The organism is Lentzea sp. NPDC051208, from assembly GCF_040682435.1.
GTDB lineage: Bacteria > Actinomycetota > Actinomycetes > Mycobacteriales > Pseudonocardiaceae > Lentzea > Lentzea kristufekii.
The window spans coordinates 344163-369242 of sequence record NZ_JBFBAW010000003.1; the positions used below are offsets into that span (position 1 = coordinate 344163).

Here is a 25080-nt window from a genome sequence, read left to right on the forward strand (position 1 = left end):
GGGAGAAGGGGTGTCAAGCGGACACGCTTTTCGTCCGCTTGACACCCTTCTTCAGGTGTGGCCCGCTCTTGGCTCGGCTCGTGATGGGACCCCACCGCCACCGCAACCCTCTAAGCAACAGGCGGCCGCCCAACGCAGCAGGCGTGCCATCTACCCGCGCACGGCGCGGGCCCCCTGATCAGATTGCCGGGGGTCTGGGGGCAGAGCCCCCAGGGGAAGCAAGCAACCGCAGCCCCGCCAACGCAACCGGGGAACGCATCCCAACCGGCGCGCCCCAAAGATCACTCTTTGGCAAGCTCATCCAATACAGGCTGCAAATCCGAAGCCAAGACCGGCACCAAAAACGCAGCCGCCACCCTGTGCTCCTTGTCCACAACAAACGTGGAAGGAACACTATTAGCCGGAACCCCGCGAAACACATTGATAAAACTACGAGCAGAAGCATCATAAATAGAAGGGTAGGTCAAAGACCGATCCCTCATAAAATCCCGAGGATGATCCTTGGAAGTCTCCTTGACATCAACCCCGAGAACCTGAGTCCCAGAATCAAAAACCTTCTGCATCTCAGGAGCCTCAGTCCGGCAGGGCCCACACCAGGCCCCCCAAATATTGATCACAACGGGCTTGCCCGCATAATCAGAAAGCCGGACGGTCTTACCCTCTTCCAGCAGAGACTCGCCCTCGAGCCCCTTCAACTGCTTCCGCTCAGAAGGCGCATACCGAATCTCGACCTGCCCACCAGGAGCAACGAGATAAAAATCCCCAGCCCCAACCTGAGCAGCATCCTTCCCGGTAGCACACCCACCAACCAACAACAAGAGCACCAAGAACCGCTTCATGCCCCAGTCACCCGAGGATCAGTAGCCCCCACAGGCTCGGAGTAGGCAATCCGAACCAACTGCTCCCCCTCAAAGATCAACGAGGTGAGCGAAGCAAGCGAGCACTCCCGCCGACGAGGGTCGTGCCACATCCGCTTCCCCTCCAAGAACCGCCGCACAGTCCAAATCGGCAACTGATGCGAGACACAAACGGCTTCATGCCCCTCAGCAGCAGCCCGAGCCTTCTGCACCGCCCCCATCATCCGGTGAGCGATCTCGATGTAGGGCTCACCCCAGGAGGGCCGAAACGGGTTCACGAGCTTCGGCCAGTGCTGAGGAGACCGCAAAGCCCCGTCCCCCACAGCGACCTTCAGCCCCTGGAACTGGTTGTCGGCCTCGATCAGCCGCTCATCAGTGGCCAGCTCAAGCCGATGCGAGTCGGCTATAGGAGCGGCAGTCTGCTGTGCACGGTCCAAAGGAGACGCCACGACGTGCACCAGGTCATGGTCCGCCAGGTGCTCGGCCACGGTGAGGGCCTGCTTCTGCCCCCGCTCCGACAGCTTGAAGCCGGGAAGACGGCCGTAGAGGATGCCGGTCGGGTTGTGCACCTCGCCGTGGCGGAGCAGGTGGACGACGGTGCGGGTCACTTGCGGGCCTCCTTGGCGGCACGGGCCGCGTGCGGCAGTGCGTCGGCGATCACGGCGAACTCCTCTTCACCCATGGCGGCGTTCACGAACCACGCCTCGAACGCCGACGGCGGGGCGTAGACGCCTCGGTCGAGCAGGGCGTGGAAGAACGGCGGGAAGCGCCACGTCTCGCACGCCTGCGCGCCCGCGTAGTCCTTCACCTCGGTAGAACCGAAGAACACGCTCACCAGGTTCCCGGCGAACTGCACGCGGTGCTCGACGCCCGCCTCGGTCAGCGAGGCCGTGAAGAGCGCGCCGAGGCGCGTGGCGTTGCGGTTCAGGGCCGTGTAGACCTCGTCGTCGGCCGCGCGCAGCGTCGCGAGACCGGCGGCCACCGCCACGGGGTTACCCGACAGCGTGCCCGCCTGGTAGACGGGGCCGGAGGGGGCCAGCCGCTCCATCACGTCGGCACGGCCGCCGAACGCAGCCGCGGGGAGTCCACCGGACATGACCTTGCCGAACGTGTAGAGGTCGCCGCGCACGCGCTCCAGGCCGAACCAGCCGGCGCGCGAGACGCGGAAGCCGGTCATGACCTCGTCCATGATCAGCAACGCGCCGTCGGCGTCGCAGATCTCGCGCAGACCCGCGTTGAAGTCGGCACCGGGCGCGACGGCGCCCATGTTGCCCGCCGCGGCCTCGGTGATGACGCAGGCGATCTCGCCGGGGTTCTCCGCGAACGCCGCGCGCACGGCCTCGATGTCGTTGTAGGGCAGCACGATCGTGTCCTCGGCCTGCGCGCCCGTGACACCGGGCGAGCTCGGCAGGCCCAGGGTCGCGACACCCGAGCCGGCCTGGGCCAGCAGCGCGTCGACGTGACCGTGGTAGCACCCGGCGAACTTGATGACCTTGCGGCGCTCGGTGAAGCCGCGCGCGAGGCGGATCGCGCTCATCGTGGCCTCGGTGCCCGAGTTGACCAGGCGGACCTGGCGGACCGGCTCGACGCGGTCGATCAGCTCGGCCGCGAGCTCGATCTCACCCTCGGTGGGCGTGCCGAACGACAGCCCGGCCGAAGCGGCCTTCTGCACCGCGGAGACCACGGCCGGATGGGCGTGCCCGAGGATCATCGGGCCCCACGAGGCCACCAGGTCGACGTACCGGTTGCCGTCGGCGTCCCACAGGTGCGGACCCTCGCCGCGCACCATGAAGCGCGGGGTGCCGCCGACGGAGTGGAACGCCCGCACCGGAGAGTTGACCCCGCCGGGGGTCAGCGTCGACGCGCGCTCGAACAGGGCCTGGGATCGACTCGCAGTCACGTACCCCAGTCTCACATGTCGGAGTCGGCGGCTTTCTGCGGCCGGGTGCGCACGGCCAGAAGGACCTGCCGCACCGCGTCGAGAGCGAGGACCACGGCCAGCGTGGCGGCGCCGACGGCGGTGCCCAGCCAGTTGCCGTGGTAGCGCGTGGAGATCAACGGCTCGCGTCCCTCGAACGGGTACTCCAGCGGCACGACGCCGCGGTTCCAGCACCACACGGCGGCGATCACCAGCAGAACGATCGCGACGGCCTCGCCCGCGGCGATGAGCCACCGCTTGGGCTGGTGCAGGCTCGGACCGGCCGGCGGCGCCTGCTCAGGCTCCTCCACCACGGCGTCCGGCTCCTGCTCAGTCACGGCCTCTGTCACGTCGCTCACCTTCTCACGACCCGCCGCAGTGCCGCGAGGAAGGCTTCCGGATCGCGCGCCCACGCCAGCACCACCGAGCCGTCGGCCAGCCGCAACGGCACCGCGGTCGTCCCCTTGGGCACCGACCAGCCGCCACCGAGCACCTTCGCCCCGGCCGGCGCGCCGACGTCCTGGCAGGCCTCGATCATCGCGACCGGCAGCGTCTCCCGCCCGAACCGCGCGTCCTCGGCGGTGAGCTCGATGCTGCCGGTCTTGACCCGCCCGTACACCCACAGCACCGCGCCGAGCGTCAGGCCGAGTCCCGCGACGGCCCACAGCGTCACGGACGCGGGCCCGGTGACGCGCTCGACCAGGTACCCGGCGACGGCGAACGCCGGGCCCCACAGGAGCGGCCACCAGCTGCTGCCGGACTCGCGGTAGAGCACTAGCGGACGAACCTGTTCGACGCCGGCAGGAACTGCAGCACGATGGCCGCGATGGTCAGCCCGATCACCACGATGCAGATCGCCACGCTCGGCTGCCAGACCCGCGCGCCGATCGAGACGAACGCGATCGAGATCATCGACACGAGTCCGAGCCCGCCGAGGATCGAGAGCAGGATGCGCGCCCAGTTCTGGCCGTTGCGCAGCACGATCGCGAACGCGACGTACGGCGCGGCCGCGACCAGCATCATGAAGCCGAACATCACCGCCATGGCCCGCACACCGATCTCGCCCGCCCGGCGGTCCTCTTCCGTGACGATGCTGTCCTGGGTGAGGAAGAAGTCGGCGTTGACCAGCAGCATCACCGGCAGCACGGCGACGGAGAGCACGGCACCCAGGATCCAGATCCACATCGCGGCGTTGATCGTGGCCGGCCGCGCCGGTGGCAGCTCGTGGGCTTGCACCGGCGACATCGGATAGCTCGCCTGCGCGACCTGATTCACCTGGTAGTGCCCGCCAGGTGGCGTGGGATAGGCGCTGGTGGGGTTCTGCCACCCGGTACCGGCCGGGTTCTGCCACTGCGCGTGGTCGAGAGGCGGTGCCATCTCGGGCGCGGGCGGCATCGGCAGCCCCATGTTGTTCACGGCCGTCACCTCGTACGTCCCGGCGGTGGCGCCGTACTGGCTCGGCTGGGCCTGCGGGGTGTCCGGGCTCGGCTGCCAGGGGTTCGGGTCCTGCGGATTGGTCACTGCTCACGCACCTCCACCAGCCACTGTGCCGTACGCGCCTGCCACGTGAAGACGATTGCGGCACAGATGAGCAGCAACGTGACCAAGCTCGAAGCGCTGATCCCGACGAACAGGATCCAGATCATGTGCAGGATCGCGATGAGTGAGAGCGCGATCCGCGCCCAGTTCTTCCGCTTCAGGAAGAGCCTCGTGAGCCACGCGTAGGCCACCACGAAGATCACCGCGACCGCCGTCAGCGTCCCCAGGAAGCTCGTGACCTGCCCGGACGACCAGCCGGTCAGCCGCTGGACCTCACCGCGCTGGAACCACAGCCCCGCGGTCGTGAAGAGGACGAAGACGGCGATCGCGAGCCACAGGCCGACCGCGATGCGCACCGTCCGCGGCGTGCCGTCGTACTTCACGCCAGTTGCTCGCGCTGCGTCAGGTACTCGGTCGACTGCCGGAAGTAGAACAGCACGAGACCCGACATCGCGATCAGCGCCGGCACGACGGCCAGCCCGTTGCCGATCATCTGGAAGAACAGGTTCAGCAACACCGTGATCATCAGGCCGGTGCGGCTCTTCTTCAGCCCGCCCTTGACCTTGCCCGCGAACCACACGGCGAGCCCTGCCAGCACGACCGAGCCCACCAGCACGGCGACGACGATCGCCGTCGCCGTCGACTCGATCATCTCCGGCGTCAGCTTGCCGTCGGTGGTCGTGGACTTCACCTGGTCGATCAGAACCTGCTTGTTGGCGAACTGGAACACGGCGGCGAGAACCCAGAGCACAGCGCCGGCCACGACGAGCCAGTAGCCCGCGGTGATCGTGCCAGGGGTGCCCGATTCCTTCGGAGACGTCACGGTCGCGAACTTAGGACGGCTGGATCGCGCTGTCCACCGCGACCCGCTTCCTGAAGTGCGCGGACACCCGGTACATCAGCACGATCGCGGACGCGTCCAGCACGGTGGTGACCGCCGTGACGGCCAGATCGACCGGACGCATCTCCACCCCGAGCTGCGCGGCGAACCCGCTGCCCCACGCCGCCAGCCGGAACAGCCCGAACGAGACGGACGCGCCACCCAGCACGGTCAGCACGACGCGGGCCCAGTTGCGGCCGCGCGCCATCGCGTTCGCCAGCCGCGTGTACGCGACCAGCAGGGCCACGGCGATCAGCAGTCCGAAGAGGACACCGCCGTCCACGCTCGCGTCGATCTGGTCCTGGCCCATCGCCGGGTTCTGGCGGCGCACCTCGGCCACGAGCATCTCGCGGTCGAGGAGCTGTTCCAGGAACCGCAGCATGCCCACGCACGCGCTGGCGATCCACAGCCAGCGCGCGACGTCGACCAGCTTCGGGACGGGGGCGCCTACCGGTCCAGCCACCGGGCGGCTTCCACTGCCCAGTACGTGAGCACGATGTCCGCGCCGGCACGGCGGATGGACGTGAGCGACTCGAGGATCGAGCGCTCCCGGTCGATCCAGCCGTTCGCGGCAGCGGCCTCGATCATCGCGTACTCGCCGGAGATCTGGTACGCCGCAACGGGAACGTCCGAGACCTCGGCCACCGCGCGCAGCACGTCCAGGTACAGCAGCGCGGGCTTGACCATGACCATGTCCGCGCCCTCGGCGAGGTCCAGCTGCACCTCGCGGATCGCCTCGCGGGCGTTCGCCGGGTCCTGCTGGTAGGTCTTGCGGTCGCCCGCGAGCTGCGACTCGACGGCGTCGCGGAACGGGCCGTAGAACGCCGACGCGTACTTGGCGGAGTAGGCGAGGATGCCGGTGTCGGCGAGGCCCGCCTGGTCCAGGGCGTTGCGGATGAAGGCGATCTGGCCGTCCATCATGCCGCTCGGGCCGACGACGTGGGCACCGGCGCGCGCCTGCGCGACGGCCATCTCGCCGTAGACCTCGAGGGTCGCGTCGTTGTCGACCGTGCCGTCGGCGGCGAGCACGCCGCAGTGGCCGTGGTCGGTGAACTCGTCGAGGCAGCAGTCCGACATGAGAACGGTGCTGTCCCCCAGCTCCGCGCGCAGGTCGGCGAGCGCGGCGTTGAGGATGCCGTCCGGGTCGGTACCGCCGGAACCGACGGCGTCGCGCTCGGCCGGGACGCCGAACAGCATGATGCCGCCGACGCCGGCCTGCACGGCCTCGACCGCGGCCTTGCGCAACGAGTCACGCGAGTGCTGGAGAACACCCGGCATGCTGCTGATCTCAGCAGGCGCGGCCAGGCCTTCCTTGACGAACATCGGCAGCACGAGCTGCCTCGGGCGCACCTCGGTCTCGGACACGAGGCGGCGCATGGCGGGCGTCGTGCGCAGACGCCTCGGCCGGTGAAGTGGGTACATCTGGAGACTCCCTGACGGAAGAGAGTCGAAGGGGCCACTCAAAGGATCTTGAGTGGCCCCGACGGCTTCAGTGTGTTCTAGCTCCTGCGCAGGCGCTTGGTCTTGCGCGGGGGAGGAAGGGCTCCCTCGGCGCGCAACCGGGCGGCGTGCGCGGCCAGCGCGTCGACCAGCGCGGGCACCTTCGCCTCCTCGGGCTGCACGTCGACCCGGAGGCCGAACTCCCGCGCCGTCTCGGCGGTCTGCGGGCCGATGCACGCGACGAGCGTGCGGGCGTGCGGCTTGCCCGCGATGCCGACCAGGTTCCGCACGGTCGACGACGAGGTGAAGCACACCGCGTCGAAGCCACCGGACTTGATCATCTCGCGGGTGTCGGCGGGCGGCGGGGCCGCACGCACGGTGCGGTACGCCGTCACGTCGTCGATCTCCCAGCCACGTTCGCGCAGGCCTGCGGCCAGCGTCTCGGTGGCGATGTCGGCCCGCGGCAGCAGCACGCGGTCGACCGGGTCGAGGATGTCGTCGTAGGGCGGGAAGTCGTTCAGCAGTCCCTCGGAAGACTGGTCACCCGACGGCACGAGCTCCGGGATGATGCCGAACGAGCGCACCTTCGCGGCCGTGGCCTCGCCGACGCAGGCGATCTTCACGCCGGAGAACGCACGGGCGTCCAGGCCGAACTCGCGGAACTTCTCCCACACCGCGCGGACGGCGTTGGTCGAGGTGAAGACGACCCACTGGTAGCGGCCGTCGACGAGACCCTTGACCGAGCGCTCCATCTGCGCGGGGCTGCGGGGCGGCTCGACGGAGATCGTCGGCACCTCGACGGCAATGGCGCCGTGCGAGTGCAGACGCTCGCTCATCGCGCCGGCCTGCTCCTTGGTCCGCGGGACCAGCACTCGCCAGCCGTACAGCGCCCGCGACTCCCACCAGGAGAGCTTCGAGCGGTTGGCGGCGGCAGCGCCGACGGTGACGACCAGCGGGCCGCCCATCTCACCGGCGTCGGCCGCGACGGCGGCCAGCGTGGTGTCGATGGTGCGCTGCTGGAAGCCCGTGCCTTCGGCGGTCACGGCGACCGGGGTCTGGGGCGCGAGGCCGTTCTCGACCAGGTTCGACGCGGCCTCGGCCAGGTGCGAGCCGGTCGCGTGCAGGACGAGCGTGCCGGGCGCGGCGGCGAGGCCGGCCCAGTCCGTCACCGCGCGGACGTCGACCTCGGTGTGCACGCCACCGAGAGCCACACCCGCGTACGCCGGAACCGCGGTGCCCGAGGGCACACCGGGTACGACGTCGAACGGGATCGTCGACTTCGCGACGGCCTGCGCTTCCTTCACGACCGAGTCGAGCGTCAGCGGGTCACCCGCGACGAGACGGACGACGGTCGCACCGTTGCGCGCCTCGGTCACCAGGTCCTTGGCCACGTCGGCGGCTTCGCCGACAGCGGGGCGGACCTCGACTCCCTCGGGCACGGTCGCGAGGACGTCAGCGGGGACGTCCGGGTCGGTGACCACGAGTTCAGCCCTGGTGAGCAAGTCGTGGGCCCGGACCGTGAGCAGCCCGGTGTCGCCGGGGCCGGAGCCCACGAAGGCGACGCGTCCGGGGGTCTTGCGTGCGCGGGTCATCAGGGCACTCCCCATCGATTACGCCTCTGGACCGCTGAGAACCGCGGCCCCGAGGTCGAGCAACTCGGCGGCCAGCGCCCGGCCGAGTCCCTCAGCTTCGGTCAAGTCACCGGTGGCGGACGCCCGGAGGAGATCGTTCTCCGGCGTCGCTGCGACCCCGCGCAGGGAAAGTCGGTACACGACCTTCCCGTCGTCATCGAGGTCTTCCACCACATCGGCCAGCGCGCCGACCGGCGCACTGCAACCCGCCTCGAGCGCGGCCAGCATGGCGCGCTCGGCGGTCACAGCGGCCCGGCTGGCCGAATCGTCCAAAGTGGACTGGATCAGGTGCTCGGCGTCGACGTCGTCGACCCGGCACTCGACTGCCAACGCACCCTGCGCGGGTGCGGGAAGCATCTGGATCGGCTCCAGGTTCTCGGTGATCTCGCTCGTGCGGCCGAGACGCGAGATGCCGGCGCGAGCCAGCACCACCGCGTCGAGCTCGCCGCCCCGGACCTTGCCGATGCGCGTGTCCACGTTGCCGCGCAACGGGACGATGTTCAGCCCGAGGCCCAACGCCTCCAGCTGCGCCGCACGGCGCGGAGATCCGGTGCCCACAGTGGACCCCGGCGGCAGCTCGCCGAGCGTGAGACCGTCGCGCGCCACGAGGGCGTCGCGCGGGTCTTCGCGCTGTGGCACGGCCGCGAGCGTCAGACGGGGGTCCGGCGCGGTCGGGAGGTCCTTGTAGGAGTGGACGGCGACGTCGATCTCGTCGTTCGCGAGCGCGTCACGAAGAGCCGACGTGAAGACGCCGATGCCGATCTGGGCGATGGGCGCGTCGGAGAGGTCGCCCGGCGTCTTGACGACGACGATCTCGACCTGTGCTCCGGCAGCCTTCAGCGCCTCGGCCACGGTCCCCGTCTGCGCGAGCGCCAGTGCGCTGCCTCGGGTACCGATCCGTAGGGTGCGGGTCACCGCGTTTCACCATCCACAGGAGCTTGCTTGGTCTGACTGACAACCCCAGGCGTCTGGGGGTCGAGCCCGAACAGTTCGCGGAGAGCCTCCGCGTAGCCGGTACCACCAGGGGCGGAGGCGAGCTCCTTCACCCGGACGGTCGGCGTGTGCAGGAGCTTGTCTACAACGCGGCGCACCGTCTTGGCCAATTCACCGCGTGTCGCGGCGTCCAGTTCGGGAAGTCGCGAATCAAGACGGAGCAGTTCGGCGTCGACCACCTCGGCGGCCCGCTTGCGCAGGGCCGTGACGGTCGGCGTGACCTCGGCGGACCGCTGGCCCGCGAGGTAGGCCTTGACCTCGTCGCCGACCAGCTGGACCGCCAGGCGCGTGTCCTGACCGGCGGGCGCGTCGGAGAGGCGGCGCTGCAACGTTTCCAGGTCCACCACACGAACGTTCGGCAGCTCGGCGGCGGCCGGGTCGACGTCCTTGGGCAGGCCCAGGTCGCACACGACCAGCGGCCGCGAGCGGGCGCTGATCATGTCCGCGCGGACGACCGTGTCGACCGACCCGGTGCACGCGAAGACGATGTCCGCGAGGTCGATCTCGACGGCCAGCGCGCTCAGGTCGACGGCCGTCGCGGGGACGCCCTCGGCCTTCAGCGACGTGGCGAGACGCACACCGTTGGCCTGCGTCCGGTTCGCGATGACGACCTCGCCGATGCCCGCCCGGCGCAGGTGGGCGGCGGCCAGGCCGCCCATGGCACCGGCGCCGACGAGCAGCGCGCGCTTGCCGACGAGGGTGCCCAGCTGGGCCTCGGCGTCACCGAGGGCCTCGGACACGACGGACGCTCCCGCGTGGTCGATGCCGGTCTCGGTGTGCACCCGCTTGCCGACGCGCAGCGCGTTCTGGGTGAGTTCGTGGACGGTCCTGCCGACGGTGCCCGCCTCGTCCGCCGCCGCGTACGCACCGCGCAGCTGGCCGAGGATCTGGGACTCGCCGACGACCATCGAGTCGAGGCCGGCCGCGACGGAGAACAGGTGCTCGACGGCTGCGGCGGCGTAATGCACGTAGAAGTGCTCGTAGAGCGCCTGAGGCTCGATCTGCGCGTGCTGCGCGAGCACCTCGACGACCTCGGACATGCCGCCGTGGAACGACTCGACGACGGCGTAGACCTCGACCCTGTTGCAGGTCGACAGGACCATCGCCTCGGAGACGCTGGGGGCGGCGAGCAGCTGGCCGAGGACCTTGGGCAGGTTCGGCTCGGCCACGGTGACGCGTTCCAGGACCGGGACTGGGGCGGTGCGGTGCGAAAGCCCGACTACGAGCACGCTCATGCACTCACCACGTCTGCCGGAGCCGTCTGGCTCACGCTCACGGGCGAATCACCATCCCGTCCACACCGAGTCCGTTGTTGCCGACCGAGACGCTGGCAGCCTCGTCCGCACGTCGAGCGACGTGGAACGACAGGATCTGCATCTCGACCGCCAAGTCAACCTTGCGCACCTCGACGTTGTCTGGAACCTGAAGGACAACTGGTGCGAAGTTCAGAATGCACTGGACGCCCGCAGATACCAAACGGTCGCAAACCGACTGGGCGGCGGGCGGCGGCGTCGCGATGACGCCGATCGACACCTCGCGCTCCAGGCAGACCTCGGTGATCTCATCGATGTGGTTGACGGGGATGCCCCCAACAGGGATTCCGACGAGATCGGCGTCCACGTCGAAGAGGGCGGTGACCGGGAAACCACGGCCGGGGAACCCGCCGTAGTTCGCGAGAGCGTGACCAAGGTTACCGATGCCGACGACGGCCACGGAGTGGTTGCGGGTGAGGCCGAGGATGCGCTCGATGTGGCTCACGAGGACCTCGACGTCGTACCCGACGCCCCTCGTGCCGTAGCTGCCGATGTAGCTCAGGTCCTTGCGGAGCTTCGCCGCGTTGACGCCGGCGGCCTGGCTCAGTTCCTCGCTCGAGACGGCCGTCACGCCGCTCTCGGCCATGCCGGACAACACGCGGAGGTACACGGCGAGCCGGGCCACGGCGGCCTCGGGGATCGCGCGGGCGCGCTCCTTGTCGGCAGCCTCTGCAGGGGTGGTGGTCGTCTCACCTTCGCCCCGCTGTGAAACCACGCTCTCCGACCTCCGGGTGTGCTTCACCGCAGGGACCCCGCGGTGGTGGTGATGAGGACACCGTACCGCTTGTGAACGCATGCACAAAGTCGGTGATCGGGTGTCACAGCGCTGGTGACAGGGCGTGACCAGCGCTTCCTCGGTTCATGATCACTACGGGGTGAGCGCCTACTCGACGGTGAAGGTGACCGAGTGCCATCCCGTCGCGCCGTCGGGAACCGGATCGAGGCGTGCCTGGTCCTGGGTGAAGCCGGATTTGTCGGTGGCCCGGCACTCGACCGTGTGATTGCCCTTCTGCAGGTCCAGCTCGACCCGCCACATGCGCCACGTGGTGTCGCTGACGTCGGCGCCGAGCTGGGCTTCGCGCCACGGTCCGCCGTCCACCCTGACCTCGACCTCGGCCACGCCCTTGGGCTGCGCCCAGGCCGTTCCGGCGATGACGGCCCTGCCCTGGACCTTGCCCATCCTCGTGGGCCGGTCGATGCGCGAGGAGACCTTGATCGGCGCTCGCGTCGCCCAGCCGCGCGGGATCCAGTAGCCCTGGTCCTTCGCGAACGTGGTGACGTTGAGGTCGGTGACCCACTTGGTCGCGGAGACGTACCCGTAGAGCCCCGGGACCACGAGCCGCGCCGGGAACCCGTGCTCAGCGGGCAGCGGCTCGCCGTTCATGCCGATCGCGATCAGGCCGTTCTCCAGCACGTGGTCGAGCGGGCTGCCCGCCGTGAACCCGTCGTCGCTCGTGCTGAACAGCTGGTCCGCGCCCGCCTTCACGCCGGCTTCCCGCAGCACGTCGCCGATCCTGACGCCGACGAAGTTGGCCGTGGAGATGTACGGCCCGCCCACCTCGTTGGAGACGCAGGTCAGCGTGACGGTCTCCTCGACGAGGTCCCTGCTGCGGATCTCCTCGAACGTGAGCACCATCGGCCGCTCGACCATCCCGTGCACCCGCAGCGCCCACTCCTCGGCCCTGATCCGCGGCACGCTCAGCGCGGTGTCGATCCGGTAGAAGTCGGTGCCGCTGGTGATGAAGCTCGGGGTGCCGTCCCGGACGAAGTCGGCGCCGACGGGGATCTCCGGCGCCTTGATCTTCGGTGTCAGGTCGCCTACGGCCTGGCGCGAGCCCTCGACGTCCGTCCGGCTGCCGAAGAGCTGGCCCGCGACCCCCGCGAAGACCGCGAGCCCCGCGGTGATCAGGAAGCCGCGCCGGCTCTCGCTCTCCTCGGCCTCCCGGTGCAGGTACCGGAACGCGTAGACGCCCGCCGCCGTGCTGGCGACGGGCGCGAGGACGGCGAGCTGGCCGACGTCGGGCCTGGTCACGACCGCCGCGACACCCACGAACCCGAGCAGCACGGCCACCAGCGTCCCCGGCGCGGGGCTGTTCCGGCTGGCCAGTCCGGCACCGATGCCGATGCCCACGAGCACGACGCCCATGCAGATGAGCAGCACCAGCTTGTCGGCGGTGCCGAACGTGGTGACGGCGAAGTCCTTCAGCCACGACGGCGTGAGGTCGATCGCGGCGTTGCCCACGGCGAGGTACGGGGAGGCGCTCAGGCCCACGAAGGCCGCCACCAGGTGCCCTGCCGCAAGCGCTGTGACAAGGGCGATCAGTCCGGTGAGTGCGGCCTTGGCGGGCTTCATGCCTCTAATTCGACACCCATCCGCCCTTGGTTCGCCCGAGCCGTAAGGCCCCGGTAATCAACTCTGGGTGAGGGCCGCCCGCAGGCGGTCCTCCTCCACCTTCCAGTACCCGTGCTCCGTCCCGTCCACCAGGAACACCGGTACCCGGTCGCCGTACTCGGCCCGCAGTTCCGGATCGGAGTCCACGTCCTCGACAGACCAGGTCGCGCCGAGGTCGGCGCAGATCCGCTCGATCTCGACGGCGGCCTCCTCGCAGGCGTGGCAGGACACCCGGCTCATCAACGTCACGTGGTGGGTCATGCCGTCATGCTCCCAAAGGCCTGCGCAGGACGGCGCGGGCGAGCTTGCCGGTCGGCGAGTGCGGCAGGGCCGGTGCGAACTCGACCGACGTCGGCACCTTGAACTTGGCGAGCCGCGCGGCGCAGTGCGCCACCACGTCCTCCGCGGTCAGCTCCTGCCCCTCGCGCAGCACGAGCACGACCTTCACCGACTCGCCGGTCTTCTCGTCCGGCACGCCGACGGCCGCGGCCTCGAGCACCTGCTCCAGCTCGCAGAGGACCCGCTCGACCTCGTGCGGGTAGACGTTGAAGCCGTTGACGATGATCAGGTCGCCGGCTCGGTCGACCAGGTGCAGGTCGCCGTCGGCGTCGATGAAGCCGACGTCGCCGGTGCGGAACCAGCCGGACGCGTCCGGGCCGTGGGCGCCGTCGGGCCAGTAGCCGCTGAAGAGGTTGTCGCCCTTCGCGGACACGAGGCCGGTGCCGGGCTCGTCCTCGTCGATGTCGAGCACCGAGCCGTCCGTGTCGACCAGGCGGATCTCCACGCCCGGCAGCGCCTGGCCCACCGAGCCCGGCTTCGGCACGCCGCCGACCAGGGTGGACGTGAGCACGGGGCCCGTCTCGGTGAGGCCGTAGCCCTCGTAGACCGGGATGCCGATCGCGCCGCGCATCTCCGCGATGACCTTCGCGGGGAGCGGGGCCGCGCCGGAGGTGAACAGGCGGACCGTGGCGAGCTTCTCGCGCAGCACCTCGGCCGGGTGCGCGAGCAGCGCGCGGTACATGGGCGGCACGCCGACCATGGTGGTGACGCGGTGCTCCGCGATGACGTCCAGGACGTTGGACGGCTCGAAGCGCTCCAGCAGGACCGCCGTGGCACCCGCGCCCGCCACCTGCAGCAGGCCGGGGCCGAGGCCGTAGACGTGGAACAACGGCAGCGCGAGCAGCACCCTGTCGGCCGCCGTGACCGGAGCGGGGCGCAGGGCGGCGCACTGCGTGACGTTCGCGAGCAACGCCCGGTGCGAGAGCATCGCGCCGCGCGGCACGCCGGACGTGCCCGAGGTGTAACCGAGGACGGCCAGGTCCTCGCCGCCGCGGACGGCCTCGAACGGCTCGGCGGACGCGGTGACGTCCGGAACGTCGATCACCGTGGCGTCGGAGCCCTCGCCGTCGCCCACGAGCAGCGTGGCGCCGGAGTCGGCGAGGATGCGCTGGAGCTCGCGCGGCGGGATGCCGGGACCGGTCGGCACCACGACCCCGCCCGCGCGGAGGATTCCGAACACGGCGACCACGAACTCGGGGCTCGTAGGCAGCCGTACCGCCACCCGGTCGCCCGATTGGAGTCCTGAATCAGCCAAATGGCGGGCGAAAGCGTCGGTCGCGCCGTCGATGGTTTCCCACGTGAGGCTCTTACCGCTCGCTACGTCGACCAAGGCGACGTGGCTGGGTCCCCGCTGTGCCGAAGCACGGACCAGATCTGACACATTGCGAGCGGAAGTCAACATGGCCTCCTCATGAACAACTGGGCGCTCCGAGCAGTCTTCCACGCGTGACGAGCGTCATGAAGCCGCGGTTCCCGCGTCTTACCATCGCAACCGACCGCTACCTACTACGGAGTAACAACACGTATGCTGCCGCCACGGCGACTCTGTGGAGGTGCCGCGAGCCGATGACCGCGCGGGCACGACCGAACACGATCAGGACCACCCGAACCATGACGGGGGGTCAGCACGACAACGCCGCAGACGAGCCGTGGCAGCTCGTCAAGGCCGCCCAAGAGGGTGACACCGGGGCGTTCGGAGTGCTGTACGACAAGTACGTCGACATGGTCTTCCGCTATGTCCTCTTCCGGGTGGGCGGCGATCGCGCGTTCGCCGAGGACGTGACGAGCGAGACCTTCCTCAGGGCTCTGCGGAGCATCGGGTCGGTCAGCTACCAGGGCCGTGACGTCGGCGCGTGGTTCGTGACGATCGCCCGCAACATCGTGTTCGACCACGTGAAGTCGAGCCGCTACCGGCTCGAGGTCACGACCGCCGAGCTCCAGGACAACCGCGAGGAGACGAGCGGCCCCGAGCAGGAGGTCATGACCGAGGCGACCAACGCGGAACTGCTCCGGTGCGTCTCACAGTTGGGGGACGATCAGCGGGAGTGCATCACGCTGAGGTTCATCGAAGGCAAGACGGTGTCCGAGGTCGCGCAGCTCATGGACCGCAACGAGGGCGCCGTGAAGGCCCTGCAACACCGGGCCGTGAGGCGGCTCGCACAGATCCTCCCGTCCTGGTTGCGGTGATAACGATCGCAGGGGCGTAACCCAAAGCAGATCAACTTCGTTACTCGGGCTGAGATGGACGGCAAGGGAAGAACACCGCGGTGGCGGCAGACGGAGCACGAGCGATTCGCCCGTGCCGTTGAAGGCGGCCCACAGCCGGTAGGCAACGACGACCTCGCTGAGGACCTCGCGATCGTCGAACTCCTCCGGAGGATGGACGTCGGCCCGGACGCGGCGACGCGCGAACGGATGAAGCAGCGCGTCCTCACCGCGCCTCCACCGGAGAAGCCACTGGCGCTCTCGTCGGTAAGACGGGTGGGAGCGCGCGCACGATTAGCGGTCGCCGCGGCCGCGGTCCTCTGCTTGCTGATGTCACTCGCCGGCATGAGTGTGCTGCTCAGCCGTGACGCGCTCCCGGGAGACCCGCTCTACGGCATCAAGCGCACCACCGAAGGCGCCTCGCTCGGCCTGACCTTCGACGACCAGGACCGGGCCCTCAAGCACCTGGAGTTCGCCGCGTCCAGGGTCACCGAGATGGAGACCCTGGCCGAACGCGCCTCGGAGGAGTCCGCCCAGCTCACGGCACTGGCCGACCTGGACGCCGACGCGGTCGAGGGTGCCCGCCAGCTCACCACGTACGCCACGTCGGCCGACGAGAAGGCCCTGCCGGACCTCCGCGACTGGGCCCTGGTCCAGTACAAGAAGGTCGGCACCCTGCGCCCCCGGCTCCCCGGCGACGCGGGCGCTCACGCCGACACGACGATGTGGCTGCTGGCGAGCATCGCCCAGCGGGCCCACGACCTGGCCGCCCGAGCGGGTTGCGACACCGTGACCAGCGGTTCCTCCGACTCCCTCGGCCCGCTGCCGGCCAGGGACGCGTGCACCGCGGTCGTCACGGACCCGAACTCGTCACCGGGCAGCAAGCCGTCCTCGGTGCCGCCGGTCCCGACGGACCTGCCCGCGCCGTCCGGTTCGGTCAACCCGTCCGTGCAGCCCACGCAGTCGGTGGCACCAGGCACGTCGACCGCGCCGTCGGCGAAGCCGGGGACCTCGACCCCGCCCGCGCCGGGCAAGCCCGGGATCACGATCCCGCTGCCGCTCCCGCTGCCGAGCATCTCGCTTCCGCTGCTGCCCGGGATCAGCTTCGGCTGAGCACGGCACCCCGCGTGATCACGCGGGGTGCCACGTTCGCGGACCTGCGCGCCGAAACTCGCACGACGTGTTCTCGACCAGGTCTGAGCGGGTACGGGGGCCTGATCGCTAGGCTTGGGACATGGCAGGCAAGCGTGACGTGCAGAGCGACCGGCTGGCCGCACTGGCCGGCGAGGCATCGGCGGACGCGGCGATCCAGGCCGCCGCGATGGCGCCAGAGCTCGAGCAGTCGCTGAGCGTCCCGCCTGACCTGACCGCGGCCGCCTTCTTCGACGTGGACAACACGATGATGATGGGCGCGTCGATCTTCCACTTCGCGCGTGGCCTGGCCGCGCGCAAGTACTTCTCGTCCTCCGACCTCGCGGGCTTCGTCTGGCAGCAGCTGAAGTTCCGGGTGGGCGGCCGGGAGGACCCGGAGTCCGTCAAGGCCTCCCGCGAGCAGGCCCTCTCCTTCGTCTCGGGCCGCACCGTCGCCGAACTGGTGTCACTCGGCGAGGAGATCTTCGACGAGCTGATGGCCGACCGCATCTGGAAGGGCACCCAGGCCCTCGCCCAGATGCACCTCGACGCGGGTCAGCGCGTCTGGCTGGTCACGGCCACGCCCGTCGAGCTCGCCCAGATCATCGCCCGCCGGCTCGGCCTGACCGGCGCCCTGGGCACCGTCTCGGAGTCGGAGAACGGCATCTACACCGGACGCCTGGTCGGCGACCTCCTGCACGGCAAGGCCAAGGCCCAGGCCGTCCGTTCGCTGGCCGCCAAGGAGGGCCTCGACCTGCGCCGCTGCACCGCGTACTCGGACTCGTCCAACGACGTCCCGATGCTGTCCGTGGTGGGCACCGCGGTCGCCGTGAACCCGGACTCGCAGCTGCGCGAGATCTCCCGCCGCAAGGGCTGGGAGATCCGCGACTTCCGCACGGGCCGCAAGGCGGCCAAGATCGGCGTCCCGTCAGTGCTGGGCATCGGTGCCCTGGCCGGAGCCGTGGCCGCCACGCTGGCCTACCGGCGCCGGGTCAGGTAGCAGCCCGAGCTCCTGCCACCCCTGCTCACCGGCTGGGGTGAGCACGACGGCACGGCTCGTCCCGATCCGGCGCACCCACCCGCGTTCGAAGAACACCTCGCACAGGAACGCCCCGGCCGCGCCGGCCAGGTGGGGCACGCGCTCGGTCCAGTCCAGGCAGGCCCGGCTGACCACGCGCTTCGACGGCTCGAACCCGAGCTCCTTCAACCAGACCATCCCGGTCCCGGTGACCGCGAGCCCGTCGCCGACCACGCCGAGTTCCACCAGTCCCGACCTCAGCGAGATACCGAGCCGGCCCGCGAGGTGGTCGTAGCAGGTGCGCCCGCGGGCCAGCGCCTCGGAGACGGCCGCCGACCGCAGCGACCGGGGCTGGGGACCAGGCCCGGCGAAAGCTGACATGGCCTCCAGCAGCTCGGCGACGTGCGGCCCTGCCAGCGCCACGTACCGGTGCCGTCCCTGCCGGTGCTCGACCAGGACCCCGCCCTCGACCAGCCGGGTCAGGTGCTCGCTCGCGGTGGACGCGGCCACCCCGGCGTGGACGGCCAGCTCCCGCGCGGTCCATGCCCGTCCGTCGAGCAGGGCTCCGCACATCGCGGCACGGGTCCTGTCCGCGAGCAGTCCGGCGACCTGGGCGAGTGCTTCCACACCCGTCATTCTGCGGCCGGAACGCTTCGGCGGGCACCGAACCGTCCAGCCCCTAGCGTCGTCCGCATGAGCGAAGAGCTGCTGCGTCTCCCCGTCCCCGAGGTCCCGCCGGGAGAGGCGGGCGTGGCCTGGCTCAGGTCGTCCGTCGTCAGGTTCAGCAACGGCCGGGAGCACGCCCGCAGGCGCGCTCTGACGGCCGGGCTCGTCGAGGACCTGGACGTCACCACGCTCGACGAGCTGGCCGCCGCCCTGGGGCTTCCCGGCTCGCTGGACGCCATCGCCGAGATCGCGCCGTGCTACCAGCCGCACGAGCCCGTGACCGCGGCGGCCGACGCCGCCGTGGAACGCCTGGCCACCACGCACGACGAGGAGACGGCGGCGAGGATCGGCCTGCTCGTCCAGGCCTGGGCGGCCACGAACGCCCTCGCGGAGCACCTCGTCACCGGCGACCAGAGCCCTCCGGTCCCGATCACCCGCAGGCAGGCGCCGCAGGGCGTCGTCGAGGTCAGCCTGGAGCACCACCCGTTCGGCCACGGCCCACACGCCTGCCCCGGCCGGCGGCTGGCGACCCGGATCGCCAAGAACATGGCGTTCCGCGCCCTGCACCACCGCGACGAGCCGCTGATCCTCCCCAACGCCTGGGACTACGCCTCGGCCGCGGCCCTGCACGCGGCGGGCTTCACCGCGATCGGCACCACGAGCCTCGGCGTGGCCGCCGCGCACGGCATCCCGGACGGCATGGGCCTGGCCGGTGACCAGGCCGTCGCGCTGGCGAAGCTGCTGAGCACCCTGCCGTGCCCGGTCACCGCGGACCTGGAGTCGGGCTTCGGCAAGCCGCCGCGGGAGGTGGCCGAACTCGTCGCGGACCTGGGCGTGGCGGGCGTCAACCTCGAGGACGGCCGTCCGCACGGCCTGGCCACCCCCGAAGAGCAGGCGGCACTCATCACGGCCGTCAAAGAACGCGCGCCGGGGGTGTTCCTCAACGCCCGGATCGACACCCACTGGCTGGGCATGGCCACCGGGGAGACCGAGGACCGGGCACGCCGCTACGTCGACGCCGGCGCGGACGGGATCTTCGTGGCAGGCCTGAGCGAGCCGCGCGAGATCGAGAAGCTCGCCCAACTCGCCCCGCTCAACGTCCTGGCCCAGCAACGCACGCCGCAGGAGCTCGGAGACCTGGGCGTGAAGCGGATCAGCACCGGCTCACTGCTGTTCCGGGCGGCCCTGCGCCACACCGTCACGACCGCGCAGGCGGTGCGCGACGGTGGCACCAGCGCCGCGTTCAGCTACGACGAGGTCCAGGCGATGATCAGCCGAGGAACACGTTCCGGCGCTGGGTGAGCAGCCGGTACAGGGTCTGCTGGATCGTTTCCCGCACCTGGTCGGTCAGGTTGAAGACGAGCATCGGGTCGTCCGCCGCGTTCTCACCGAACACGTCGGTGCGGATCGGCTCGCCGAACTCGATGTACCACTTCGAGGGCAGCGGAATGGCGCCCAGCGGCCCCAGCAGCGGGAAGAACGGCGTGACCGGGAAGTACGGGAAGCCCAGCAACCGGGCCAGCGCCTTGATGTCGCCGATCATCGGGTAGATCTCCTCGGCCCCGACGATGGAGCACGGGATGATCGGCGCGCCGGTCTTCAGCGCCGCCGACACGAAGCCGCCGCGGCCGAAGCGCTGCAGCTTGTAGCGGTCCTTGAACGGCTTGCCGACGCCCTTGAAGCCCTCCGGCCACACGCCCACGAGCTCGCCGGACGACAGCAGCCGCTCGGCGTCGGGGTTGCACGCGAGGGTCTGGCCGGACTTGCGGGCCAGCGCGCCGAGCACCGGCGTGCGGAACACCAGGTCCGCGCCCAGCATGCGCATGTGGCGGTGCGCCGGGTGCTCCGACGCGATGCCGAACGACGTCATCAGGGCGTCGAGGGGCACGGTGCCGGAGTGGTTCGCCACGATGAGCGCGCCACCGGCCGACGGGATGTTGTTCAGGCCGATGGTCTCGACGCGGAACCACTTCTCGTACAACGGCTTCAGCGGCGGCATCAGCACGTTCTCGGTGAGGTCGCGGTCGAAGCCGAACTCGTCGACCTGGTAGTCGCCGGCGATCCGCCTGCGCGCGAACGACAGCAGGTCGGCCAGCCTGCGTTCCCAGTCCGGTGTCGCGGACTGCTGCTGCTCCGGCTCGGGAACCACCTCGACGTGGCGCGATCTGCGCGCGGCGTCGCGTTCCGGGTTGTGCAGCGGGATAACGCGTGCTCCTGCCACTGCGTTCATCTCCTCAAGACAAGATCAGCGGAAACGAGCGGCCGCGTCGAGGATTCCCCGTTCCGCGGCGTCAATCGTCTCCGGGTCGATGAGCGGCTTGAGACCTCGGCCGTTCACGTAGTCGTCGAACGCCTGCTGGGTGGTCCACCGCGGCGTGAACCCGAATTCCTTCTTCAACAGGGTGGTGTCGATCACGCGCCCCCAGTTGAGGAACCTCATCTGGTCGGGCGAGAAGTCGACGAGCCGGGCGCTCCGGAAGAAGCCGCCGACGGTGGGCACGGCGGCGCTGGGCACAGGCAGGTTGAGCCTGCCCGCCCGCCTGATCGCCTGCGACAGCAGCAGCACGCCGTCGCCTCCCACGTTGAACACTCCTGGCAGGTCGTGCAGCGTCGCGCGTTCCAGGACCGCCAGGGCGTCCTCGGAGTGCAGCAGTTGCACGCGTGCGTCGTAGCCCAGGACGGTGGGCACGACCGGCAGGGCGAAGTAGCGCGTCAGGACCGTGTCGATGCGCGGGCCGATGAAGTTCGTGAAGCGCAGCGTGGTGACGTTCACGTCCGGCCTGCGGCGGCCGAACCCGCGCACGTACCCCTCGACCTCGACCGCGTCCTTGGCGTAGCCGGACGACGGCAGGTCCTTGGGGCCCATGTCCTCGGTGAACACCGCCGGGTCGCGGCTGCTGGACCCGTAGACGGCGCTGGTGGACTTCACGACGAGCTTCTGCACCTTGGGCGACTTCTGGCACGCGGCCAGCAGCTGCATGGTGCCGATGACGTTCATCTCCTTCATCACCGTGCGGCCGGTGGGCCCGGCCGGGCTCGCGGTGACGGACGCGTGGACGACCGTGTCGACGTTCGCGGTGGAGATGACCTTGCTGATCAACGGGTTGCGGATGTCGGCCCGCACGAACTCCGCCCGGCCCATGCGGCGGAGCAGGTCGCGCGGCGGCGGCTCGGTGTCCACACCGAGCACGCGCTCGATGTCCGGGTTCGCGGCGAAGCGCGCGGCGAGGTGACCGCCGAGGAAGCGGCTGACTCCGGTGACGAGGACGACCTTGGGCGTCATGCGACTCCAAGCACGAAGGGCGTTGCGATTGGTCGATGCTACAGACCAGATCAGGAACCGGAGGGGGCCGGAACGCCGTCTTGACGCAGGTCACGAAGGCTTTACGGGCTAATCACCCGAACGGCGGCCACCGTTCCCGTGGTAGTGCGACGCTGTCCCACGCAGTGATATTCGTGCCCGCGCAAGCACCCGGACGTGGCGACTGACGGAGAAAACGCAACCGCCGCCGGCCTCCTGCGAGAGGAGACCGGCGGCGGCAGAGCGCATGCGGGCTTACTTGCCGCGCTTCCTGCGCTGGACCCTGGTCTTGCGCAGCAGCTTGCGGTGCTTCTTCTTCGACATGCGCTTGCGGCGCTTCTTGATGACCGAGCCCATGCGGGTTCCTTAGCTCTAGACGTTGCTTTGACTGGCGCGCCCCAGCCTTGGCCGTGTCAAGCACGGCGCGCCGGTAAGCACGATCGGCCTACCAGTCTACCGGGCCGGGTTCACCAGCTTTCAGCCAGCGTCGAAGTACGCGTTCTCCAGGTAGGCGTGGACCGCTTTCTCGGGCACCCGGAACGACTTTCCGACCCGCACAGCGGGCAGTTCACCGGAGTGCACCAGGCGGTACACGGTCATCTTGGAGACCCGCATCATCGAGGCCACCTCGGCCACGGTCAGGAACTGCACCTGAGCGAGGCCTGTTCGTTCGTTCTCCTTCGCAGGCATACATCACCGCATCCTTAGACACGTGTCGTGCCGTCGGTCTTCCCCACCGACGGTTCGACACGCACGTGCTGCCCTGAGAGTAGCGGGACTGGTGTGACTCCTGCGACGTCCAACCAGTGTTGCTTGTAAGTCACGCGGGGCCCCCGCGTACTCCACGGAAGTACGAAAGCTCCCCGCGTGCACTCAGTCCTCGTGCTGACGGCCCAGCTCGGCGGACCGGTCACGGGCGCTTTCGATGGCCGCGAGCATGGCCGCGCGGACGCCGTGCTTCTCCAGCTCGCGGATGGCCATGATCGTGGTGCCGGCGGGGGACGTGACCGCCTCCCGCAGGATCACCGGGTGCGAGGAGCCCTCGGCCAGCATCGTCGCGGCGCCCACGGCCGACTGGATGATCAGCTGCGAGGCCAGGTCGCGCGGGATGCCGAGCAGGATGCCCGCGTCGATCATCGCCTCGACGAGGTAGAAGAAGTACGCGGGACCGGAGCCCGACAGCGCCGTCACCGCGTCCTGCTGCGACTCCGGCACCACCGCGACCTTGCCCACGGTCGACAGCAGCTCCTCGACGATCTCGAGGTGCTCGGGCGTGGCGTTGGAGCCGCCGGAGACGGCGCTCATGGCCTCACCGACGACCATCGGCGTGTTCGGCATGACCCGCACCACCGGGGTGCCCTCGGGCAGCCTGCGCTCGTACAGGGCCGTCGGGAGGCCCGCGCACAACGACACGATCAACGTGCCGGGCCGCAGCACCGGCCCGAGTTCGACCAGCAACGGCTCGATGTCCTGCGGCTTGACCGCCACGACCAGCACGTCGGCCTGCGCCGCCGCACCGGAGACCGTGACGGCCTCGAACCCGTACTGCTCGGTCAGCGCACGAGCCCGTGACTCGTGCTTCTCCGTGAACAGCAGATCCGAGGCCGCGCGACCACCCTGCAGGAGCCCGGACAGCAGCGCCTCACCGATCTTGCCCGCGCCGAGCACCGCGATCTTCGTCATCGGTCAAGTCTCACACAGCGGGCGTCAACGCAAGCTGCCGTGCCTGGCACACCAATCGGCCGGCCGAGTCGATCACCGTGGCGTCCTCGTCGAACCACTGGCCGTGCACCGCCTGGCAGGTGACGTGGATGCGCAGCCAGCCCGGAGCGGGCCGGGCCCGCAGCAACGCCGTCAGCTGCACCGTCGGCGACCAGCCGAAACGCCCGAGGTTGAACGTCACGGGCATCGACAGGTCGCCCGCGAGCAACGCGAAGTACGGGTCGGGCTGCTCGTCGGTCGGCCGCGCCCAGAGCTTCAGCGTGAGCGGCCCGTCCGTGCGCCGGTCGAGGAACGTCGCCGACTCGCGGTCCACCCGGAGGTCGCACAGGGCGCCCACCCGGTAGACCCCGCCGGTCGGGAACGTCGCCATCTCCACCGACCCCGGCGGCGGTGCGGCGGGCATCGAGGGCAGGTTCACGTAGTCGGCCCGGTGCTCGGGTATCCGCCCGGTGGTCACCGAGGCCTCGACGCACACCTGCCCGCGCTGCTCGAGCGTCACCGCGATGACCGTCGCCGTCCGCCCCGCCTTGCGCACGTCGGTGCGGACCAGCACGGGCCCGACCTCCGGTGCGCGGAGGAACTGCGCGGACACGGCCAACGGATCACCGTCGGCGACCTGAGCGGCCGCACGGGTCATCACAGCCAGAAGAAAACCGCCGTGGGGCTTGGGGCCCACGGTCCACTCGGCGGGCAGTGACGCGGTGAAGGTTCCGTCACCGAGCGACCGCACCGCGCTGGACTTCGAGAAGGTCATGAGCGGCTGGCCAGCGACCGCAGGAAAAAGGTCACGTTGGCAGGCCGTTCTGCAAGTCGCCGCATGAGATATCCGTACCACTGCTCACCGTAGGGAACATAAACACGAGTGCCGAGACGCCGCTGCTCCTCGGTCCTGATGCCGTACAGCATCTGGTACTCGAAGTCAGTTTTGTCATACCAGCGGGCTCGTTCGCCAATGATCTCGATCAACCTGGGGTCGTGCGTGGCGAACATCGGGTAGCCCTCTCCAGCGAGGAGAACGTTCAGGCACCGCACGTAGTTCAGATCAACCTCGGACGGATCCTGAATCGCAACCTCGGGAGGCTCCGCGTAGGCCCCCTTGACCAGCCTGACCCTGCTCCCGGGCCCGGAGAGCTGCTTGCAGTCGTCCAGCGTCCGGTACAGGTAGCTCTGCAGCACCGCCCCCACCCACGGCCAGCTGCGGCGCAGTTCGTGCAGGACGCGCAGCGTCGAGTCGGTGGTGGTGTGGTCCTCCATGTCGAGCGTGACCGTCGTCCCGCACTGCTCGGCGGCGGCACAGATGCGGGAGGCATTCGTCAGGGCGAGCGCTTCGTCGAGCGACTGTCCAACTGCGGACAGCTTGACGCTCACTTCCGCGTTCCCGGCCAGCCCCGCCGCGTGCAGCGCGTCGAGCAGCTCCAGGTACGCCTGAACGGTCTTCTCGGCCTGGGCCTCGTCCTTCGTGTCCTCGCCGAGGTAGTCCAGCGTCACCGGCAGCCCGAGACCGCGCACGACCTCGACGGCATCGGCGGTGGTCTCGCCGGCGACGAACCGCTTCACGACATCGCGGCTGATGGGCGCGTTGGCGACGAGATGGCGGACCGTCTCGTTGCGAGACGCGGCCATGATCAACGCTCGCAGCGGGTTCACACCGGGAACCCTAACCCGGACGAGCCACGACAGTACCGAACGACCCTTGCCGGAACTCGCCTCGACCTGTGCCGGAACCCGCCGGTCC

General features: G+C 69.9%; 29 protein-coding genes. 4 read left to right on the top strand and 25 right to left on the bottom strand.

Annotated elements, in window-relative coordinates:
* Positions 1 to 281 precede the first annotated feature (281 nt).
* The 17 genes from AB0M48_RS09055 to AB0M48_RS09135 all read right to left on the bottom strand — a co-directional run bounded on the left by AB0M48_RS09055 (position 282) and on the right by AB0M48_RS09135 (position 14704).
* Positions 282 to 839 carry a TlpA disulfide reductase family protein gene (locus AB0M48_RS09055; protein WP_363837603.1) on the bottom strand — a complete coding sequence of 186 codons (558 nt, stop codon included), beginning with the start codon at positions 837 to 839 and terminating at the stop codon, positions 282 to 284.
* Positions 836 to 1465, bottom strand: a complete 630-nt coding sequence (locus AB0M48_RS09060; protein WP_363837606.1) for a histidine phosphatase family protein — start codon at positions 1463 to 1465, stop codon at positions 836 to 838. The genes AB0M48_RS09055 and AB0M48_RS09060 overlap by 4 nt, the downstream gene beginning before the upstream one ends.
* Complete coding sequence (gene hemL, locus AB0M48_RS09065; protein ID WP_363837609.1) at positions 1462 to 2757, bottom strand: glutamate-1-semialdehyde 2,1-aminomutase; 1296 nt, start codon at positions 2755 to 2757, stop codon at positions 1462 to 1464. Before hemL ends, AB0M48_RS09060 begins: the two co-directional genes overlap by 4 nt.
* Before the next feature lie 11 nt (positions 2758 to 2768).
* Positions 2769 to 3125 (bottom strand): hypothetical protein, encoded by a 357-nt coding sequence (locus AB0M48_RS09070; protein WP_363837612.1) that lies wholly within the window; start codon positions 3123 to 3125, stop codon positions 2769 to 2771.
* 5 nt (positions 3126 to 3130) lie between these two features.
* Positions 3131 to 3550: a DUF3093 family protein gene (locus tag AB0M48_RS09075; RefSeq protein WP_266035473.1), complete on the bottom strand. Its 420-nt coding sequence runs from the start codon at positions 3548 to 3550 to the stop codon at positions 3131 to 3133.
* Positions 3550 to 4296: a hypothetical protein gene (locus AB0M48_RS09080; RefSeq protein WP_363837617.1), complete on the bottom strand. Its 747-nt coding sequence runs from the start codon at positions 4294 to 4296 to the stop codon at positions 3550 to 3552. Before AB0M48_RS09080 ends, AB0M48_RS09075 begins: the two co-directional genes overlap by 1 nt.
* Positions 4293 to 4697, bottom strand: coding sequence for a hypothetical protein (locus AB0M48_RS09085; RefSeq protein ID WP_363837620.1), 405 nt, complete (start codon positions 4695 to 4697; stop codon positions 4293 to 4295). The genes AB0M48_RS09080 and AB0M48_RS09085 overlap by 4 nt, the downstream gene beginning before the upstream one ends.
* On the bottom strand, positions 4694 to 5137 hold the full coding sequence (locus AB0M48_RS09090) for a hypothetical protein (protein ID WP_363837623.1): 444 nt from the start codon (positions 5135 to 5137) through the stop codon (positions 4694 to 4696). The genes AB0M48_RS09085 and AB0M48_RS09090 overlap by 4 nt, the downstream gene beginning before the upstream one ends.
* A 10-nt stretch (positions 5138 to 5147) precedes the next feature.
* Positions 5148 to 5657, bottom strand: a complete 510-nt coding sequence (locus tag AB0M48_RS09095) for a hypothetical protein (RefSeq protein WP_363837627.1) — start codon at positions 5655 to 5657, stop codon at positions 5148 to 5150.
* Positions 5642 to 6616 carry a porphobilinogen synthase gene (hemB, locus tag AB0M48_RS09100; RefSeq protein ID WP_363837630.1) on the bottom strand — a complete coding sequence of 325 codons (975 nt, stop codon included), beginning with the start codon at positions 6614 to 6616 and terminating at the stop codon, positions 5642 to 5644. Before hemB ends, AB0M48_RS09095 begins: the two co-directional genes overlap by 16 nt.
* A gap of 77 nt (positions 6617 to 6693) precedes the next feature.
* On the bottom strand, positions 6694 to 8226 hold the full coding sequence (locus AB0M48_RS09105; protein ID WP_363837634.1) for a bifunctional uroporphyrinogen-III C-methyltransferase/uroporphyrinogen-III synthase: 1533 nt from the start codon (positions 8224 to 8226) through the stop codon (positions 6694 to 6696).
* 18 nt (positions 8227 to 8244) lie between these two features.
* Positions 8245 to 9180, bottom strand: coding sequence for a hydroxymethylbilane synthase (hemC, locus tag AB0M48_RS09110; protein ID WP_363837637.1), 936 nt, complete (start codon positions 9178 to 9180; stop codon positions 8245 to 8247).
* Positions 9177 to 10493 carry a glutamyl-tRNA reductase gene (locus AB0M48_RS09115; protein ID WP_363837640.1) on the bottom strand — a complete coding sequence of 439 codons (1317 nt, stop codon included), beginning with the start codon at positions 10491 to 10493 and terminating at the stop codon, positions 9177 to 9179. Before AB0M48_RS09115 ends, hemC begins: the two co-directional genes overlap by 4 nt.
* Before the next feature lie 37 nt (positions 10494 to 10530).
* Complete coding sequence (locus tag AB0M48_RS09120; protein ID WP_266036574.1) at positions 10531 to 11211, bottom strand: redox-sensing transcriptional repressor Rex; 681 nt, start codon at positions 11209 to 11211, stop codon at positions 10531 to 10533.
* Positions 11212 to 11454: 243 nt separating this feature from the next.
* Positions 11455 to 12924, bottom strand: a complete 1470-nt coding sequence (locus AB0M48_RS09125; RefSeq protein ID WP_363837644.1) for a molybdopterin-dependent oxidoreductase — start codon at positions 12922 to 12924, stop codon at positions 11455 to 11457.
* 57 nt (positions 12925 to 12981) lie between these two features.
* Positions 12982 to 13224, bottom strand: a complete 243-nt coding sequence (locus tag AB0M48_RS09130; RefSeq protein WP_363837647.1) for a glutaredoxin family protein — start codon at positions 13222 to 13224, stop codon at positions 12982 to 12984.
* A gap of 4 nt (positions 13225 to 13228) precedes the next feature.
* Complete coding sequence (locus AB0M48_RS09135; protein ID WP_363837650.1) at positions 13229 to 14704, bottom strand: AMP-binding protein; 1476 nt, start codon at positions 14702 to 14704, stop codon at positions 13229 to 13231.
* A 209-nt stretch (positions 14705 to 14913) separates the two neighbouring features.
* On the opposite strand from AB0M48_RS09135, the gene AB0M48_RS09140 reads away from it, so the two are divergent.
* The 3 genes from AB0M48_RS09140 to AB0M48_RS09150 all read left to right on the top strand — a co-directional run bounded on the left by AB0M48_RS09140 (position 14914) and on the right by AB0M48_RS09150 (position 17638).
* Positions 14914 to 15489 carry a sigma-70 family RNA polymerase sigma factor gene (locus tag AB0M48_RS09140; protein ID WP_363837653.1) on the top strand — a complete coding sequence of 192 codons (576 nt, stop codon included), beginning with the start codon at positions 14914 to 14916 and terminating at the stop codon, positions 15487 to 15489.
* A gap of 54 nt (positions 15490 to 15543) precedes the next feature.
* Positions 15544 to 16620 carry a DUF5667 domain-containing protein gene (locus tag AB0M48_RS09145; RefSeq protein WP_363837656.1) on the top strand — a complete coding sequence of 359 codons (1077 nt, stop codon included), beginning with the start codon at positions 15544 to 15546 and terminating at the stop codon, positions 16618 to 16620.
* A 121-nt stretch (positions 16621 to 16741) separates the two neighbouring features.
* Entirely contained in the window at positions 16742 to 17638 is an 897-nt protein-coding gene (locus AB0M48_RS09150) for an HAD-IB family hydrolase (RefSeq protein ID WP_363837659.1), read from the top strand.
* On the opposite strand, the gene AB0M48_RS09155 is transcribed toward AB0M48_RS09150, so the two are convergent.
* Positions 17567 to 18292 carry a winged helix-turn-helix domain-containing protein gene (locus tag AB0M48_RS09155; RefSeq protein ID WP_363837662.1) on the bottom strand — a complete coding sequence of 242 codons (726 nt, stop codon included), beginning with the start codon at positions 18290 to 18292 and terminating at the stop codon, positions 17567 to 17569. The two genes, AB0M48_RS09150 and AB0M48_RS09155, sit on opposite strands and share 72 nt — an antisense overlap.
* A 57-nt stretch (positions 18293 to 18349) precedes the next feature.
* On the opposite strand from AB0M48_RS09155, the gene AB0M48_RS09160 reads away from it, so the two are divergent.
* The gene (locus tag AB0M48_RS09160) at positions 18350 to 19624 is read left to right on the top strand and encodes an isocitrate lyase/phosphoenolpyruvate mutase family protein (RefSeq protein WP_363837665.1); all 1275 of its coding nucleotides are present in this window, start codon (positions 18350 to 18352) and stop codon (positions 19622 to 19624) included.
* On the opposite strand, the gene AB0M48_RS09165 is transcribed toward AB0M48_RS09160, so the two are convergent.
* The 7 genes from AB0M48_RS09165 to AB0M48_RS09195 form a co-directional block, all read right to left on the bottom strand.
* Positions 19593 to 20552, bottom strand: a complete 960-nt coding sequence (locus tag AB0M48_RS09165; protein ID WP_363837668.1) for a lysophospholipid acyltransferase family protein — start codon at positions 20550 to 20552, stop codon at positions 19593 to 19595. The two genes, AB0M48_RS09160 and AB0M48_RS09165, sit on opposite strands and share 32 nt — an antisense overlap.
* Before the next feature lie 15 nt (positions 20553 to 20567).
* Entirely contained in the window at positions 20568 to 21605 is a 1038-nt protein-coding gene (locus AB0M48_RS09170) for an NAD-dependent epimerase/dehydratase family protein (protein ID WP_030477961.1), read from the bottom strand.
* 273 nt (positions 21606 to 21878) lie between these two features.
* The gene (locus AB0M48_RS09175) at positions 21879 to 21980 is read right to left on the bottom strand and encodes an AURKAIP1/COX24 domain-containing protein (RefSeq protein WP_015105422.1); all 102 of its coding nucleotides are present in this window, start codon (positions 21978 to 21980) and stop codon (positions 21879 to 21881) included.
* Positions 21981 to 22100: 120 nt separating this feature from the next.
* The gene (locus tag AB0M48_RS09180) at positions 22101 to 22313 is read right to left on the bottom strand and encodes a helix-turn-helix domain-containing protein (protein ID WP_030477960.1); all 213 of its coding nucleotides are present in this window, start codon (positions 22311 to 22313) and stop codon (positions 22101 to 22103) included.
* A gap of 183 nt (positions 22314 to 22496) precedes the next feature.
* Entirely contained in the window at positions 22497 to 23306 is an 810-nt protein-coding gene (proC, locus tag AB0M48_RS09185; protein WP_363837673.1) for a pyrroline-5-carboxylate reductase, read from the bottom strand.
* Between the two features lie 10 nt (positions 23307 to 23316).
* Positions 23317 to 24099: a thioesterase family protein gene (locus AB0M48_RS09190; RefSeq protein ID WP_090065995.1), complete on the bottom strand. Its 783-nt coding sequence runs from the start codon at positions 24097 to 24099 to the stop codon at positions 23317 to 23319.
* A complete protein-coding gene (locus AB0M48_RS09195; RefSeq protein WP_363837678.1) occupies positions 24096 to 24992 on the bottom strand; it encodes a proline dehydrogenase family protein in 897 nt (298 codons plus the stop codon). The genes AB0M48_RS09190 and AB0M48_RS09195 overlap by 4 nt, the downstream gene beginning before the upstream one ends.
* Positions 24993 to 25080: the final 88 nt, after the last annotated feature.

What these genes read in the sequence shown, in the direction of transcription:
- AB0M48_RS09105 (WP_363837634.1), bottom strand. Translation starts at nt 8,226, where the DNA reads ATGACCCGCGCACGCAAGACCCCCGGACGCGTCGCCTTCGTGGGCTCC.
- AB0M48_RS09055 (WP_363837603.1), bottom strand. Translation starts at nt 839, where the DNA reads ATGAAGCGGTTCTTGGTGCTCTTGTTGTTGGTTGGTGGGTGTGCTACC.
- AB0M48_RS09115 (WP_363837640.1), bottom strand. Translation starts at nt 10,493, where the DNA reads ATGAGCGTGCTCGTAGTCGGGCTTTCGCACCGCACCGCCCCAGTCCCG.
- AB0M48_RS09160 (WP_363837665.1), top strand. Translation starts at nt 18,350, where the DNA reads ATGAGCGAAGAGCTGCTGCGTCTCCCCGTCCCCGAGGTCCCGCCGGGA.
- AB0M48_RS09145 (WP_363837656.1), top strand. Translation starts at nt 15,544, where the DNA reads ATGGACGGCAAGGGAAGAACACCGCGGTGGCGGCAGACGGAGCACGAG.
- AB0M48_RS09165 (WP_363837668.1), bottom strand. Translation starts at nt 20,552, where the DNA reads ATGAACGCAGTGGCAGGAGCACGCGTTATCCCGCTGCACAACCCGGAA.
- AB0M48_RS09150 (WP_363837659.1), top strand. Translation starts at nt 16,742, where the DNA reads ATGGCAGGCAAGCGTGACGTGCAGAGCGACCGGCTGGCCGCACTGGCC.
- AB0M48_RS09175 (WP_015105422.1), bottom strand. Translation starts at nt 21,980, where the DNA reads ATGGGCTCGGTCATCAAGAAGCGCCGCAAGCGCATGTCGAAGAAGAAG.
- AB0M48_RS09190 (WP_090065995.1), bottom strand. Translation starts at nt 24,099, where the DNA reads ATGACCTTCTCGAAGTCCAGCGCGGTGCGGTCGCTCGGTGACGGAACC.
- AB0M48_RS09180 (WP_030477960.1), bottom strand. Translation starts at nt 22,313, where the DNA reads ATGCCTGCGAAGGAGAACGAACGAACAGGCCTCGCTCAGGTGCAGTTC.
- AB0M48_RS09140 (WP_363837653.1), top strand. Translation starts at nt 14,914, where the DNA reads ATGACGGGGGGTCAGCACGACAACGCCGCAGACGAGCCGTGGCAGCTC.
- AB0M48_RS09155 (WP_363837662.1), bottom strand. Translation starts at nt 18,292, where the DNA reads ATGACGGGTGTGGAAGCACTCGCCCAGGTCGCCGGACTGCTCGCGGAC.
- hemB (WP_363837630.1), bottom strand. Translation starts at nt 6,616, where the DNA reads ATGTACCCACTTCACCGGCCGAGGCGTCTGCGCACGACGCCCGCCATG.
- AB0M48_RS09125 (WP_363837644.1), bottom strand. Translation starts at nt 12,924, where the DNA reads ATGAAGCCCGCCAAGGCCGCACTCACCGGACTGATCGCCCTTGTCACA.
- AB0M48_RS09135 (WP_363837650.1), bottom strand. Translation starts at nt 14,704, where the DNA reads ATGTTGACTTCCGCTCGCAATGTGTCAGATCTGGTCCGTGCTTCGGCA.
- AB0M48_RS09130 (WP_363837647.1), bottom strand. Translation starts at nt 13,224, where the DNA reads ATGACCCACCACGTGACGTTGATGAGCCGGGTGTCCTGCCACGCCTGC.
- AB0M48_RS09170 (WP_030477961.1), bottom strand. Translation starts at nt 21,605, where the DNA reads ATGACGCCCAAGGTCGTCCTCGTCACCGGAGTCAGCCGCTTCCTCGGC.
- proC (WP_363837673.1), bottom strand. Translation starts at nt 23,306, where the DNA reads ATGACGAAGATCGCGGTGCTCGGCGCGGGCAAGATCGGTGAGGCGCTG.